This window comes from Burkholderia anthina (assembly GCF_902498995.1).
Lineage (GTDB): Bacteria > Pseudomonadota > Gammaproteobacteria > Burkholderiales > Burkholderiaceae > Burkholderia > Burkholderia anthina.
On the sequence record NZ_CABVLY010000007.1, the window covers coordinates 208,027 to 221,895 of the forward strand.

The window sequence follows — 13,869 nt, forward strand, 5'->3', positions numbered from 1 at the left end:
CGAAACTGTGCGGTAACCCGCCGAACCCGACCGATTCCCGCATTACGCTTGGCAGCGCGGCTCGCATTGCAGTGCCGCGCCTCCCTCTTCACCGCACGTCATTCCGTACGATTCGCCATGAACTGTCCTTCGCCGCTTTCGTCGCTCGTCTGCATCGTGTCGGCCTGCCTTGCCTGTGCCGCCGCTGCGCAAACGCCGCCCGCCGCGCCGGCCGACGCGCCGGTCTCCGCATCGTCGACGCTGCCCGCGCCGCTCGTGCTGCAACGTTCGGCGCAAACTGCCGCGCCAGGCGCTGCCGTGGAATCCGACACACCTGCATCCGGTGTCGCGGCGCCCGGCTTCGCGTTTCCGCTTCCCGCCACCCGCGCCGCGGCACAATCCGAATCGCGCCCTCGCAGTGCACTGCGTCGACCGCTCGTGGCAGACCGACCGCACCGCCCGCAAGCGGCGAGCGCACCGGCCGGCGATGCATGGAGCAGCGACACGCTGTACGCGTCGCCCTACGCGAAATCCCCGTACGAGCAACCCGGCGATCCGGACTGACGCCCGTGGCGGTCATGCCCTCGCATGACCGCGCGTGCATCCATACCGGATTGGACACCACGCCGGCTCGCGCGTTTGTGAGCGACCCCACCGAACGCCCATCTCCATCCGAACCGGGATCGCGCCCGACATCACGACCGGCCGACCGGCACCCCTGCGTACGACCGCCCGGCCGCCTCCGGCGCGGCCTGATCGGCGATACGCGCGACCGGCCAGTCCGACTCGTGTGCCAGCGCCTGCATGCACAGATCGATCACGACGTCCGTGCCCACCGCGCCGTACACCGCGTGGTCGACCTGGGCATCGAGGTGCAGGCGCACGTGGCGTGAGCGCCGGAATGCGTGCTCGATCGCGCCGAAGTGACGCCGGACGTCGTCGATGCCGGGATCCAGTGCGCCGTACACGAGCATCGTCCATACGTTGCGCTGCGCGAGTTCGCGCATCACCCCGCGCGGCGTGTCGATGCGCGGCTTCCAGCCGACGCGCGCCGCGATTTCCATCACCGGCACGCTGACGCGCGCGACGGCATTCGCGGCCACCGCGCGCACGATCGGCCGCAGGTCGCGCCGCTCCAGCACGAATCGTTTCCACTTCCGCCAGTCGCGCACCGACAGCCAGTAACCGCGCACCGAGTTGTTCCGCTGTTTCTGCACCGCCTCGAGCGAGAGCCCGGCCGGCCATACGAAGCGGGCGAGATTGACCGCGATCACGCCGCCGAGCGACGGCGTCTTCACCGCCGCGTGCAGCGCCGCGTATGCGCCGGAACAGATGCCGGTCGCGACCACCTCCGGATAACCGAGCGCGCGCAGCCAGTCCGCGGCGGCGGCCACGTCGTCGACCGATTGCGTCGAGTACACGACCCCCGACTGATCGTCCAGCGCAATGCGCCCGCTGTCGCCGACGCCCTGCACGTCGATCCGCAGCGTCGTCACGCCGACGCGCGCGAGCGTGCGGGCGAGGCGCACGCTGAAACGCCCTTCGCCGCTGCGCGGATTCGTCGACGTGTTCGCGATCACGACCGCCGGGCCGACCGGCGCGGCCGGCCGCGTGTCCGCGGGACGGCACAGCACGCCGACCAGCCGGTCGGGACCGACCGCGACGACCTGCTCGGTCATGTCGTTCATGTCGAGCGCGACGGCCGACTCGCCGTTCCACGCCGGATCCGCGTGTGTGCGCGTTTCGTCGGCAGCCGGCGTGCTCAGCGAGCGTTCGACGATCCAGCTCACGACCGTGTCGATCGCCGTCAGCGGCAGGCGCGAGCGGGTGCCGTCGAGCATCGTCGTCGGCCACTCGCGAAACGGTTCGCTCGTCACGTTCACGCCGCGCGCGAGCAGCGCGTCATGCAACGCCGGCCCGTCGCCCTGGTCGGGCTGGATCAGCAGCATCGCGCCGGGCAGCGTCGGCGCATCGCGCACCACGTCACACAGATCGACCGCCTTCAGCGCATCGACCAGATCGTTCGGGAAGCGATGACCGAGCACGTTCATGCAGGGTTCGTCGCGATGCGCGGCGCGGATCGCGGGCGACGTGGTATCGAGCCACTGGCGATGCACGAACGACAGCTCGCGCAGGTAGGCGCGGCCGCGCACGACCGGCGACAGCGCGACCAGCCCGTCGACGCGCGGCGGCGGGCGCGGGCCCACGCCCGCGGCGGCCAGCATCGCGAACAGCGCGCCCGCGCGGACGCCGACGAGCGTGAGCCCGGTCACGCCGACCTCGTCGCGCAACAGGTCGATCGCATCGTGAATGCTGTCGAGGGTGGCGGCATGCCGGCCTGCATCGCGGTCGTCGCCCGCCGAGTCGCCGGTACACGGATAGTTGAATCGCATCACCGTGACGCCCTCGCGAGCCAGACGCTCGGCCATCGCCCGCATCAGCTTGTGCGTCCACGAAGCCTCGTGACCCAGCGATTCGCACAGGATCACGCCTTGTCTCGTCTGTCCTTCGTGCAGCCACCCTACGCAGCTGCCGAACGTTATCGGCTTCAATCGGTACTCCTCGGATCGGTATTTGTTATCGGATACGCGTACGCGTTCCGGCCCCATCGGAATGCGCGACACCGCCGCTCATGCGGCTGCCGGACGAACGCACGGCAGCACGGCGACGGATAGCCGCCGCGCCCCTGCGCGGCCCGCCTGCCCTGCTTCATGCGCTCGCCGTCCTGCTCATGCAGTGCGGAAGCGCTTGTCTTGCGCACTCGCGCGTGCCGGCCGTAGCCGTGCACGCTGTCCGTCATGAACGAAAACGGTGCGTTGATTAGATCATCCGGCCCGAGCGGGCTTCGGTGCGCCAGCTTACAAATGCATTCCCCACTGTCGCGACACAACGACATACTCGCCGGCACGATTGCCTCCGCGCGCGCGCACGGAATCGACGAACGGTAGGCTCGCGAACACAGGCGCATCCGTCGGCCCGTATCATGACCGCCAGACGATGTGGCCGTGCCCGGCGTCGCCGGACGAAAACCGGCGCCTGTCGGCGCGGGCCGCGAATCCACGCAGCCGCGTCAGGCCGGCCGGCCGCGCGAGCGCACGGCGGCCCCGATCCGCCGCCATGCGACACCCACGGCGCCGACCGAGCGAATGTCAAACCTCAAGAAGAACTTCCTGCTGCTGCTGACGCTGCAGATTTCGATGTATGCGGTGCCGCTGCTGATCGCACCGCTGCTCACGCACGCGCTGGGCCCGGAAGGCTACGGACAGCTCGCGTTCTCGCTTGCCGTCATCGCGTATCTCACCAACTGCACGAGCTACAGCTTCGACCTGACCGCCACGCCGCGCATCGCACTCGCCCGCGACAACCGCGCCGAACGCTCGCGCATTTTCTGGGCGACGCTGTACGCACAGATCGGCATCGCGGTGCTCTGTTTCATCGTACTGGTCGTGCTGACGCTCGTGGTCCGGCGCTTCGGCGACGATCGCGACCTGCTGCTGATCGGTTTCGGCATGGTGGCCGGCGTCGCGTTCACGCCGGGCTGGTATTTCCAGGGGATGGAGAAGCTGCGCGCGTTGAGCGTGATCCTGTTCGTCGGCCGCATCCTGAGCCTGCCCGCGATGTTCGCGCTCGTGCACAGCCCGGCCGACATCGACCGGGCGATGATCGTCAACGCCGCCGTGCCGACGCTCTCCGCGGTCGCGCTGGCCCTCTACCTGTTTTTCCATCGGGAAATCGACTTCGTTCGCGTCGGCTTCGACGACATCGCCGAATCGTTGAAGGGCGGCTGGCAGGTGTTTCTCGCATCGACGTCGATCGCGTTCTACGCGTCGACCAACACCGTGCTGCTCGGCTTCGTGTCGGGCAACGTCGCGGCCGGCTACTTCGCCGCCGGCGACAAGCTGATTCGCGCGGCGCTCAGCATGCTTCAGCCGCTGAAGGCCGCCACTTATCCGCGCATCAACTATCTGATGCGGCATGCGCGCAACGACGCGTTCTCGTTCCTGCGCAAGCTGTTCGTCGTGCAGGTCGTGATGGTGCTCGGCATCTCGCTCGCGATCTTCTTCGGCGCGCCGCTCGCCGTGCGCATCCTGTACGGCCCGTCGTACGAGCCGACGGTCCAGGTGCTGCGCTGGATGGCGTTCATCCCGTTCATGGCCGGCATGACCGATCTGTTCGGCGTGCAGACGATGCTGCCGCTCGGCATGAAGTCGGCATTCACGCGCATCCTGATGTCGTCCGGCGTCGTGAACATCGTGCTGGTGCCGGTGCTCGCAAAGTACTTCGCCGAACTGGGCGCGGCCGCCGCCGTGTTGCTGGCCGAGGCCGCGGTCGCCGCCGCGCTCGCGACCGTCGTCTACCGCGCCGGCATTCCGCTGCCCGGCAGTCCCGCCGCGCGACGCGCGTAGCCGCCGGCCGGCTGCCCACATCCCGCCGGCCCGCATTCGATGCGCACGCAACGAGCGTGGCATGCGGATATGCTCGCCCGTGGCCTGCCGCTCCTCTCGTCGCCCGCTTCCGAACGCTTGCGCGCAGGTACTTCTTACTCTGCTGCGCACGCACATCGGGAACGATGACCGCGTTTTTCCCGCGTCGCGCCACCCCGTCGAATAAAGATCGTACGTATCAGTAGAAACACCGATGCTGTAGTCAAACTACATTCGTACGATTAGTCGCTGCAGAGAATCGCTACATCCGATTCGGCAGTGTCGGGCGGTCCGCGTCGCCGTCCTGCATGGTTCGATCGGGCCCAACCGGCCGTAACGATTCCCCGCCTGGCCTGGCATGCCGACGCGCAACCACCCTGCATCGCCAGCCGAATGCGTTCGATGCGAATCCATCGGACCTGCGCAGCTCCAGACATCATTCGAACAACCGGCAATACGATCATGGAGAGCAACATGCGGGACACACTCTGGCCGGCCGCCGTGCTGGCAGCGACCCTCTGCACCAGCGTCTATGCGGGCAACGCCGATTTCAATTCACCGGGCGACGCCGCCGACGCGTTCGCGTCGTCCGCCGCGCAGCGGCGCGCCGACCTGCTCGTGCGCAAGATGACGCTCGACGAGAAACTTCAGTTTATCCATTCGCAATACGAAATGTCTCAAGTGCCGGGCGGCGGTGCCGGCTATATCCAGGGTGTGCCGCGGCTCGGCATTCCCGACCTGAACATGGCCGACTCGTCGACCGGCTCCGGCAGCACGTCGCTCGCCAGCACGACCTTCCCCGCGACGATCGCGGTGGCCGCGAGCTGGGATCGCCGGCTGTCGTACGACTACGGCAAGCAGATCGCGATCCAGTTGCGCGCGCAAGGATTCGGCATGGGTCTGGGCGGCGGCACCAACCTCGCGCGCGAGCCGCGCGGCGGCCGGCTGTTCGAGTATCTCGGCGAGGATCCGCTGCTTGCCGGCGATCTGCTCGCCGAACGCACGCTCGGCACGCAGCGGCAGAAGGTCATCGCGACCATCAAGCACTACGCGGGCAACGAGCAGGAACATGGCCGGATGGGCGGCAACAGCCAGATCGACGAACGCACGCTGCGCGAGCTCTACCTGCTGCCGTTCGAGATCGCCGCGAAGCGCGGGCAACCCGGCAGCGTGATGTGCAGCTACAACCGCCTGAACGGCGCGTATGCATGCGAGAACAATCACCTGCTCAACGACGTGCTGAAGAACGACTGGGGCTTCCAGGGCCAGGTGCAGTCCGACTGGGGGGCGACGCACAGCACCGCCGCCGCGATCAACGCGGGACTCGACGAGGAAGAGGACGTCGGCCCGACCGTCTACCTGACGCCGGCCGCCGTCAAGCAGGCAATTGCGAACGGCTCGGTATCGACCGCGCGCCTCGACGACATGGTGCGCCGCAAGCTCGCCGTGATGATCCGCGTCGGCGTGATGGACGATCCGGCCAAGGGCGGCGGCACCATCGATTTCGCGGCCGCGAACCGGTTCGCGCAGGGCGTCGCCGAGCAGTCGATCGTGCTGCTGAAGAACGACGGCAACCAGTTGCCGCTTGCGGCTTCCGCGCTGTCGCGCATCGCGGTGATCGGTGGTCATGCCGACGCCGCCGTGCTGTCCGGCGGCGGCTCGGGCAATACGCGCGATCCGGTCACCGGGTCGTTCGCGGGCTGCGGCGGCCTCACGTTCGGGTCGTCGGCGGGCTGCAGCTGGTGGCGCAATCCGTGGCTCAAGGTCGACGTGCCGATCGTCGCGGCGATCCGCGCGCTCGCCCCTGCCGCACAGGTCACGTTCGCCGGCAACAGCGATCAGCAGTCGCCGTTTCGCGCGTACACCCAGCAGGAGATCGACCAGGCCGCGGCGCTTGCCGGCCGCTCGGACGTCGCGATCGTCGTGGTCGCGCAGCCGGCCGGCGAGGATTTCGGCGATCTGCAGAGCCTGAGCCTCGCGAATCCGTCGAATCAGGACGCGCTCGTCGAAGCCGTGGCGCGTGCGAACCCGCACACGATCGTCGTCGTCGAGAGCGGCAATCCCGTGCTGATGCCGTGGAAGGACAACGTATCGGCGATCGTCGACGCGTGGTATCCGGGCGAAGCCGGCGGCAAGGCGATCGCGAACGTGCTGTTCGGCGCGGTCAATCCGTCCGGCAAGCTGCCCGTCACGTTCCCGGCGCGCGACCAGGACACGCCGACGTGGGGGCAAAACGGCACGTTCGAGAACGATCCCGTCTACGCGGAGAAGCTCGACATGGGGTACCGCTGGTACGATGCGCGCAACATCAAGCCGATGTTCGAATTCGGCTACGGGCTGTCGTACACGCACTTCGCGTATTCGGGGCTGTCGGTGTCGCGGCAACGGGACGGCTCGCTGAGCGTCGCGTTTACCGTGCGCAATGACGGCCGTGTCGCGGGCGCGGAAACGCCGCAGGTCTATCTCGGCGTGCCGTACAAGGACGAACCGCCGAAGCGGCTGGTCGGCTGGGACAAGGTCCGGCTGAATCCGGGCGAGGCGCGGCACGTGCACGTGAGCGTGTCGCCGCGGATGCAGAGCGTGTGGGACACGTCGCGCAACGGCTGGAAGGTCGTGCCGGGCGGGACGGTGTATGTCGGCGCGTCGTCGCGCGATATCCGGCTGCAGGGTCGCTGAGCAAGCGGTAGGTGAGCGGGTAAGCCAATGGTGGGCGCCGGGCGAGACATCGCTCGGCGCCCACCCTGACGCGTCGATTACCCGAGGCCGCCGGAGCGACAGAATTCGGCGAGCACGTCGAGGCCGCGCGCCGGCTCCCTGACGAACGGATTCGACTCGTCCCACGCATAGCCGGCCAGAATCGAGCAGACCATGCGCTTCACGTCGGATGCCTTGTCCTCGTGAAACACGACGTCCTGCAGCGCGCCGGAATACCAGCGCTCGACGAAGGCGCGGAACGTGTCGATGCCCTTGCGCAACGCGACGTCGTAATCGCGCACCCAGTCGACCGTCTCGCCACGCAACTGCCGTTCGAGCGCTGCGACAGCCAGATGGGCCGACCGCAGCGCGATCGTCACACCCGACGAGAAGATCGGATCAAGGAATTCGCCTGCGTTGCCGAGCAGCGCATACCCCGGGCCGTGCAGGCGCTCGACATTCGCCGCATAGCCCGCGATGCGGCGTACCGGCATCACGAACGGCTTGCTACCGATCAGCCGCGACAACGTCGGCTCGCTCCGGAGCAATTCGCGCAAGCACGCTTCCTGCTGCGCTTGCGGCACGTCCAGAAAAGCGGCATCGGCCACGCAGCCGACCGACGAACGCCCGTTCGTCAGCGGAATCATCCAGAACCACACGTCGCGTCGCTCCGGATGGACGGCAATGCAGATCTTGTCGCGATCAGTCGCCCCGGCCGGCAGGCTGTCTTCCACGTGCGAAAAAATGGCTGCGCGTGTCGGCAAGCCGGTTGGCGCCTCGAGATCCAGCAACCGCGGCAACACGCGTCCGAATCCGCTCGCATCGAGCACGAACGACGCGTGAACGGAATATTCATGGCCGGCTTCATCGACGACATCGAGCCGCGGCGTGTCGCCGGGCTGGAAAGCGTGCACGGCATGGCCAAATCGAACGTCCGCGCCCTGCTCCGCCGCGCGACGGATCAGCAGATCGTCGAACGCTGCGCGTTCCACCTGATAGGCTGTTCCCCAGCCTTCGGAAAACTTCTCGCGGAAATCGAATGACGATATCCGGTCGCGATAAACGAAATACGCACCATTCTTGAACTGGAAGCCGGCCTCGACAACCGCCTGCAGCATGCCCGCCTCTTCGAGATACTGCATGCTCTGAGGCAACAGGCTTTCTCCGATCGAGAAGCGCGGAAAATGCTGGCGCTCGAGCACCAGCACGGAACGGCCCGCCCGGCGCAGTAGCGCGGCCGCGACCGCGCCAGACGGTCCCGCCCCGATAATCGCGACGTCAATGGAATTCGATTTCATTTCACTCATGCTTGCCAACCCATATCGATCGACTGGTTATCTTGCGTTTCTCGCGCCACGATCTGGCGTTGCAAACTACAATAGCCGCTCAACAAATCCAACATTCCGACGAGAGGCCCATGACGTCCTGCCGCACGCACGCCCCCGCCTATGTTCCCGAAACCCGCTTCGGCATCTGGTTTCTTCGCACGCATACCTGGGAGCATCACGTGCTTAGGGTCGCCATCAACGATCTGATACAGCTCATCGCCGCGCCGCTGCCGAAGGCCCCCGTCATCCTCGATGCGGGATGCGGACAGGGTAAGTCGTTCCGCCTGCTCGGCGAAGCGTTCTCGCCCGGCAAGATCGTTGGCATCGATTGCCACGAAGACTCGCTCGTGCATGCGTCGGAAGCGGCGCGGCGCTGCACGGCGCCCGTCGAACTGCATCATGCGGACTGCACGCAGATCCCGCTCGCCGATGCGAGCGTCGACATCGTGTTCTGCCATCAGACCTTTCATCATCTCGTCGACCAGGAGCATGCGCTGGCCGACTTTCACCGCGTGCTGAAACCCGGCGGGCTGCTGCTGTTCGCCGAATCGACCGACGCGTACATCAAGTCGTGGGTGATCCGGCTGCTGTTCCGTCATCCGATGGACGTGCAGAAAAGCGCCGACGGCTACCTTGCGATGCTCCGCGATGGCGGATTCGCGTTCGATGCCCGCAACGTATCGTTTCCGTACCTGTGGTGGAGCCGTGCGAAAGACTTCGGACTCCTCGAACGCATGGGCCTGTACACACCGAAACCCGGCAAGCGCCGCGAAACGCTCGTCAACGTTGCCGCGCGCAAGCCTGCCTGAACAACGGAGGCCGCCGTTCGGCGGCCCCTTGCGCCACGCGCCAGTTACGGTTCCAACGTGACGACCTCGCCCGTGAGCGCCGCACCCGCCACGATCGCACCGGCCCCGCACGTGTACTCGGTCGTGCTGGAGCGCGACACGTTGCGATAGTTGCTCCTGATGCCAACGACAGCGTTGCCGCCTTCCTTGCGTGCGCGCGCCTGAAGCTCGATCACGGCCGACAGGAACACGTGCTCGCACGCTGCCTCGTCGCTCTTGCCGAACGCGTTGGTCTTCTTGTTGGTCGCAAACGATCCGTACGACTTGATCACGCGCGGATGCGGCTGGTCGCCGAAATAGAGCACAACGCCGTCATCAAGCTTGCCCGCCTCGCTCTTCAGCGCGGCCGCGATCGGATAATCTCTGATCGTATCCCGTGCGTGCGCGATCGAGGTTGTAAGCGTCGCGCCGAGCAGCACGAGTGCAATGCGGTATTTCACATGTGCCCCCGTTATTGCGCGTTCAATTGCACGACCTCGCCCGACACGGCGATCGCGCCTGCGCTACCGCTCACGCCGCACGTATATTCGGTCGTCGAGTCCGAGCGCTTCTCATGAAAACGCGTCGTCACGTTGATGACCGCATTCCCGCCGTGATTCTTCGCATAGATGCGAAGACGGTTCAGCGCTTCGGCCAGCGCCTGATCGCAAGTCGGCTGCTCGCTTTCCAGGCGGCGCACGCGCACCGATTCCGAACGAGGACCGATGCTGGTCTTGACGTCAGGGTGCGGCTGCGCACCGAAATAGATTGCGACGCCGTTCGTGTCCGGCGCCGTTGCCGTCGCCGGCAGAGGCAGCGAACGCACCACGGTACCACAGCCCGTCAGCAGCGATGCGGCGACCAGCATGCCGGCCAGGTGTCCTTTATGCTTCATTGTTATCGTCCCCTCAGTTCAGTAGGTTCACTTCAATCGCCCTTCCAGGCGTCCAACAACACACTTGCGCAACTGCCGCCGAACCCGAACGACACCGACAGCGCGCGTTCGACCACGAATTCGCGTGCAGCGCGCACAAGTGGCAGGCCCGCGAGCGCAGGATCCGGTTCATGACCAACGTCCGTACCCGCGACGAAACCGTCGCGCATCATCAGTAGCGTATAGATCGCTTCATGCGCACCGCTCGCGCCGAGCGGATGCCCCGTCATGCCTTTCGTCGACGAGAATGCCGGCACATCGCCGCCGAATACGTCACCGAGCGCCTTCAGCTCCTCGAGGTCGCCGAGCGGCGTCGACGGTGCGTGCGTATTGACGTAGTCGGGCCGCCGTCCACCGCCGGCGAGCGCGGCGCGCATCGCGCGCGCGATCCCCGGCGCATGAGGCGTCGCCATGCCAGCGTTGTCCGTGCATTGGCCGAACCCGCCGACCTCCGCGTAGATGCGTGCGCCGCGCGCACGCGCATGCTCGAGCGACTCGAGCACGAGCATGCCCGCACCCGATGCGATCACGAAGCCGTCGCGACCGAGCGTATACGGGCGCGACGCGCGGTCCGGCATGTCGTTGAATCCGCTGGACAACGCCCCCATCGCGTCGAACATCAGCGTCATGTTGTCGTGCAGCGCCTCGCTCCCGCCGGCCAGCACGATGTCCTGGCACCCTGCGCGAATCAATTGCGCCGCCTGCCCGATCGCCAGTGCCGCGCTCGTGCAGGCGGACGACGGCGTATAGGACACGCCCTCGATACCGAACAACTGCGCAACGCATGCCGACGCCGTGCTGCCCATCGCCTTCGGGACGACGTAGGGCGGCGTCTTGTCGATGCCGCGATGGTGCGCGATCGCCATCGCATCATCGTAATCGGCTATCGATCCGATGCCCGATCCCACGATCGTGCCCGCGCGCGGCGAATGCAACATGCCGGCGTCGAGGCCCGCATCGTCGAGCGCCGACGCGGTCGCATGCGCGGCAAAACGCGCCGTATCGCCCATGAAGCGCTCGTGCTTGCGTGCGAATCGCGGCGCCACTCCGACGGACGCAACCCCGGCGATCTGACTGCGGAAGCCGCGCTCGCGCCACGCGTCGACGCGGCTGATGCCCGAGCGGCCGGTACGCAGCGCGTCCGATACTTCGCCGAGCGAATTACCGAGGCACGATACGATCCCGATCCCCGTGATCACCACGCGCGCCGCCGCTCTACCGGGCGCCGTCACGCGACGACCCGCCGAAAGATCAGCGACGTGTTGATGCCGCCGAATGCAAAATTGTTGCTCATCACGAATTCCGCATCGATACGGCGGGCATCGCCGATGATGTAGTCGAGCTGCGCACAGGCCGGATCGACCGTATCGAGATTGAGCGTCGGCGCATACCAGTTGCGCTTCATCATCTCGATCGTCCACCACGCCTCGAGCGCGCCGCACGCGCCGAGCGTGTGGCCCACGTAGCTTTTCAGTGAACTGATCGCCATGCGCTCGCCGAATACCGACGCCGTTGCATGACTCTCAGCGACGTCGCCCCGATCAGTCGACGTGCCGTGCGCGTTCACGTAGGCAATCGCGCCGGCGCCGAGCGTCGCATCGCTCAGCGCGAGACGCATCGCAATCGCCATCGTCTCCGCGGTCGGCTGGGTGATGTGCGCACCGTCCGAATTGCAGCCGAAGCCGACGATCTCCGCATGAATCGTCGCGCCGCGCGCGACCGCATGCTCGTACTCCTCGAGCACCAGCGTCGCCGCGCCCTCGCCGACGACCAGACCGTCACGCGCGGCATCGAACGGGCGTGGCGTCAGGTTCGCGGCATCGTTGCGCGTGCTGGTCGCATACAGCGTATCGAACACCGCGACCGCCGGGCCGGACAACTCCTCCGCGCCGCCGGCCAGCATCAGCACCTGCTTGCCCGTCGCGATCGCCTCGTACGCATAGCCGATCGCCTGGCTGCCGGACGCGCACGCGGACGATGTCGGCACGATCCGGCCTTTCAGATCCCAGAACAGGCTGACGTTGACTGCCGTGGTATGCGGCATCATCTGCACATAGCTGTTCGACGTGACGTCCCGCATCGAGCCCGTCTCAATCATCGTGCCGAATGCGCGGATCGGCTCGACCGATCCCGACGACGAGCCGTACGCGACGCCCATCCGGCCGTCCCGAATCGACGCATCGTCGGACAGTCCCGCATCCTGCAACGCCAACTCGCTCGCACGCACCGCATACATCGACACGGGCCCCATCGAACGCGTCTTCTTGCGCGGATACGTGCGCGGCAGCTCGAATGCCGGCAACGGACACGCGAGCCGCGTATGCAGTGCCTCGTAGCAGTCCCATTCAGGCATGCGCCGCACCGCGTTGCGCCCTTCGCGCAAACGCACGTCGATTTCAGGCCAGCTTTGACCGAAGGCGGTTACACCGCCCATCCCCGTCACGACCACTCGCTTCATCACACCATCCCGCCGTTGACGCCGATCACCTGTCGGGTGACGTAAGTCGCCGCATCCGACATCAGGAAGCCGACCACCGCCGCGACTTCGTCGGGCTGGCCGACGCGGCCCATCGGCACGGTCTTCAATGCATGGTCGAGCGGCACGTCGTCGAGCATGCCTGTGTCGATCAACCCGGGCGCGACGCAATTGACCGTGATCCTTCGTGACGCCAGTTCGACCGCCAGCGCCTTGGTCGCGCCGATCAACCCGGCCTTCGCGGCGCTGTAGTTGACCTGGCCGCGATTGCCCATCACGCCCGACACGGACGCGATCGTCACGATGCGGCCGCCGCCACGCAGGCGCACCATCGGCATGGTCAGCGGATGGACGACGTTGTAGAAACCGTCCAGGCCAGTCTCGATCACGATGTCCCAGTCCTCGCCGGACAGCGCCGGAAACGCGCCATCGCGCGTCACGCCCGCGCTGCAGACGATCCCGTAGTACGCGCCGTTCGTGTCGACGTCGGCCTCCAGCTCGCGCCGGCACGCAGCGCGGTCGCGCACATCGAACTGCAGCACGCTTGCCGTGCCGCCCCGCTCGCGAATCGTCGTGGCCACCGCTTCGGCGGCATCGCGGCCGGTGCGGCAGTGCACCGTCACGGCGAAGCCGTCGGATGCCATCCGCAGCGCCACGGCGCGGCCGATGCCGCGGCTCGCGCCTGTCACGAGAACTCGCCGAGTCATGAATTGAAGCTCCCTTCGATAAAAGATTGAAAATCGTTCGGCTGGTACACCTTGACGACGGCCTCCGCACAACACCGGCCTTCGGCATGAATCGCGCATTCGTATGCGCCATGTCCCTCGTCGCCGCGCAGCAGTTCCCGCGCGCCGATGCGCAGCACCGTGCCGGCGTCGAACGCCGCGCGATGCGCGACATAGCGGTTCGCGCCGAGCAACACACCCGGCTTCGCACGACCGCCCGCCTGCGCGGCAAGCAGGCCGACATGCGCGGCGATCGCCTGCGCCATCAGCTCGATGCCGATCCAGGCCGGCATCGCGCCGTTACCGTCGGCGTACCACGCATCGCGGCATGCACGCGCACTCACCTCGATACCGGTTTCCGAGCAGCGTTCGATCGCGTCGAGCAGCAGCATCGTGCCGCGATGCGGCAACACGTCCCGCACGTTGCCGACGGGAATGTCCGCACCGCCGTGCAGCGCGTCGGTCAATGGTCTGGCGTGCAT

The 13,869-nt window shown here is 66.9% G+C and carries 12 protein-coding genes; 4 read left to right on the plus strand and 8 right to left on the minus strand.

The window, feature by feature from the left end:
- Positions 1–48 precede the first annotated feature (48 nt).
- Positions 49–543: a hypothetical protein gene (locus tag BME24068_RS12045; RefSeq protein ID WP_239007851.1), complete on the plus strand. Its 495-nt coding sequence runs from the start codon at positions 49–51 to the stop codon at positions 541–543.
- A gap of 131 nt (positions 544–674) precedes the next feature.
- Here the strand turns inward: BME24068_RS12045 and BME24068_RS12050 are convergent, their stop codons facing one another.
- Positions 675–2,531: an alpha/beta hydrolase gene (locus tag BME24068_RS12050; RefSeq protein ID WP_174926185.1), complete on the minus strand. Its 1,857-nt coding sequence runs from the start codon at positions 2,529–2,531 to the stop codon at positions 675–677.
- A 594-nt stretch (positions 2,532–3,125) separates the two neighbouring features.
- Between BME24068_RS12050 and BME24068_RS12055 the strand changes: the two genes are divergently transcribed.
- Entirely contained in the window at positions 3,126–4,385 is a 1,260-nt protein-coding gene (locus BME24068_RS12055; protein ID WP_096499323.1) for an oligosaccharide flippase family protein, read from the plus strand.
- A 492-nt stretch (positions 4,386–4,877) separates the two neighbouring features.
- Positions 4,878–7,079 (plus strand): glycoside hydrolase family 3 C-terminal domain-containing protein, encoded by a 2,202-nt coding sequence (locus BME24068_RS12060; protein ID WP_174926186.1) that lies wholly within the window; start codon positions 4,878–4,880, stop codon positions 7,077–7,079.
- Between the two features lie 77 nt (positions 7,080–7,156).
- On the opposite strand, the gene BME24068_RS12065 is transcribed toward BME24068_RS12060, so the two are convergent.
- Entirely contained in the window at positions 7,157–8,404 is a 1,248-nt protein-coding gene (locus BME24068_RS12065; RefSeq protein WP_174926187.1) for an NAD(P)/FAD-dependent oxidoreductase, read from the minus strand.
- 110 nt (positions 8,405–8,514) lie between these two features.
- Here BME24068_RS12065 and BME24068_RS12070 point away from each other — a divergent pair, with 110 nt between their 5' ends.
- Positions 8,515–9,234: a methyltransferase domain-containing protein gene (locus tag BME24068_RS12070; RefSeq protein ID WP_096498971.1), complete on the plus strand. Its 720-nt coding sequence runs from the start codon at positions 8,515–8,517 to the stop codon at positions 9,232–9,234.
- A gap of 44 nt (positions 9,235–9,278) precedes the next feature.
- Here the strand turns inward: BME24068_RS12070 and BME24068_RS12075 are convergent, their stop codons facing one another.
- Genes BME24068_RS12075 through BME24068_RS12100 form a run of 6 tightly spaced genes read right to left on the minus strand, consistent with a single transcriptional unit; the run spans position 9,279 to position 13,869 of the window.
- Positions 9,279–9,713: an excinuclease ABC subunit A gene (locus tag BME24068_RS12075; RefSeq protein WP_096498973.1), complete on the minus strand. Its 435-nt coding sequence runs from the start codon at positions 9,711–9,713 to the stop codon at positions 9,279–9,281.
- Between the two features lie 11 nt (positions 9,714–9,724).
- On the minus strand, positions 9,725–10,147 hold the full coding sequence (locus BME24068_RS12080; RefSeq protein ID WP_096498975.1) for a signal peptidase: 423 nt from the start codon (positions 10,145–10,147) through the stop codon (positions 9,725–9,727).
- Positions 10,148–10,179: 32 nt separating this feature from the next.
- On the minus strand, positions 10,180–11,418 hold the full coding sequence (locus BME24068_RS12085) for a beta-ketoacyl-[acyl-carrier-protein] synthase family protein (protein WP_174926188.1): 1,239 nt from the start codon (positions 11,416–11,418) through the stop codon (positions 10,180–10,182).
- Complete coding sequence (locus tag BME24068_RS12090) at positions 11,415–12,644, minus strand: beta-ketoacyl-ACP synthase (RefSeq protein WP_096498979.1); 1,230 nt, start codon at positions 12,642–12,644, stop codon at positions 11,415–11,417. Before BME24068_RS12090 ends, BME24068_RS12085 begins: the two co-directional genes overlap by 4 nt.
- A complete protein-coding gene (locus BME24068_RS12095) occupies positions 12,644–13,369 on the minus strand; it encodes a 3-ketoacyl-ACP reductase FabG2 (protein WP_096498981.1) in 726 nt (241 codons plus the stop codon). The genes BME24068_RS12090 and BME24068_RS12095 overlap by 1 nt, the downstream gene beginning before the upstream one ends.
- Complete coding sequence (locus tag BME24068_RS12100) at positions 13,366–13,869, minus strand: hotdog family protein (RefSeq protein WP_096498983.1); 504 nt, start codon at positions 13,867–13,869, stop codon at positions 13,366–13,368. Before BME24068_RS12100 ends, BME24068_RS12095 begins: the two co-directional genes overlap by 4 nt.

What these genes read in the sequence shown, in the direction of transcription:
- BME24068_RS12055 (WP_096499323.1), top strand. Translation starts at nt 3,126, where the DNA reads ATGTCAAACCTCAAGAAGAACTTCCTGCTGCTGCTGACGCTGCAGATT.
- BME24068_RS12060 (WP_174926186.1), top strand. Translation starts at nt 4,878, where the DNA reads ATGCGGGACACACTCTGGCCGGCCGCCGTGCTGGCAGCGACCCTCTGC.
- BME24068_RS12065 (WP_174926187.1), bottom strand. Translation starts at nt 8,404, where the DNA reads ATGAGTGAAATGAAATCGAATTCCATTGACGTCGCGATTATCGGGGCG.
- BME24068_RS12070 (WP_096498971.1), top strand. Translation starts at nt 8,515, where the DNA reads ATGACGTCCTGCCGCACGCACGCCCCCGCCTATGTTCCCGAAACCCGC.
- BME24068_RS12080 (WP_096498975.1), bottom strand. Translation starts at nt 10,147, where the DNA reads ATGAAGCATAAAGGACACCTGGCCGGCATGCTGGTCGCCGCATCGCTG.
- BME24068_RS12090 (WP_096498979.1), bottom strand. Translation starts at nt 12,644, where the DNA reads ATGAAGCGAGTGGTCGTGACGGGGATGGGCGGTGTAACCGCCTTCGGT.
- BME24068_RS12095 (WP_096498981.1), bottom strand. Translation starts at nt 13,369, where the DNA reads ATGACTCGGCGAGTTCTCGTGACAGGCGCGAGCCGCGGCATCGGCCGC.
- BME24068_RS12100 (WP_096498983.1), bottom strand. Translation starts at nt 13,869, where the DNA reads ATGCACGCCAGACCATTGACCGACGCGCTGCACGGCGGTGCGGACATT.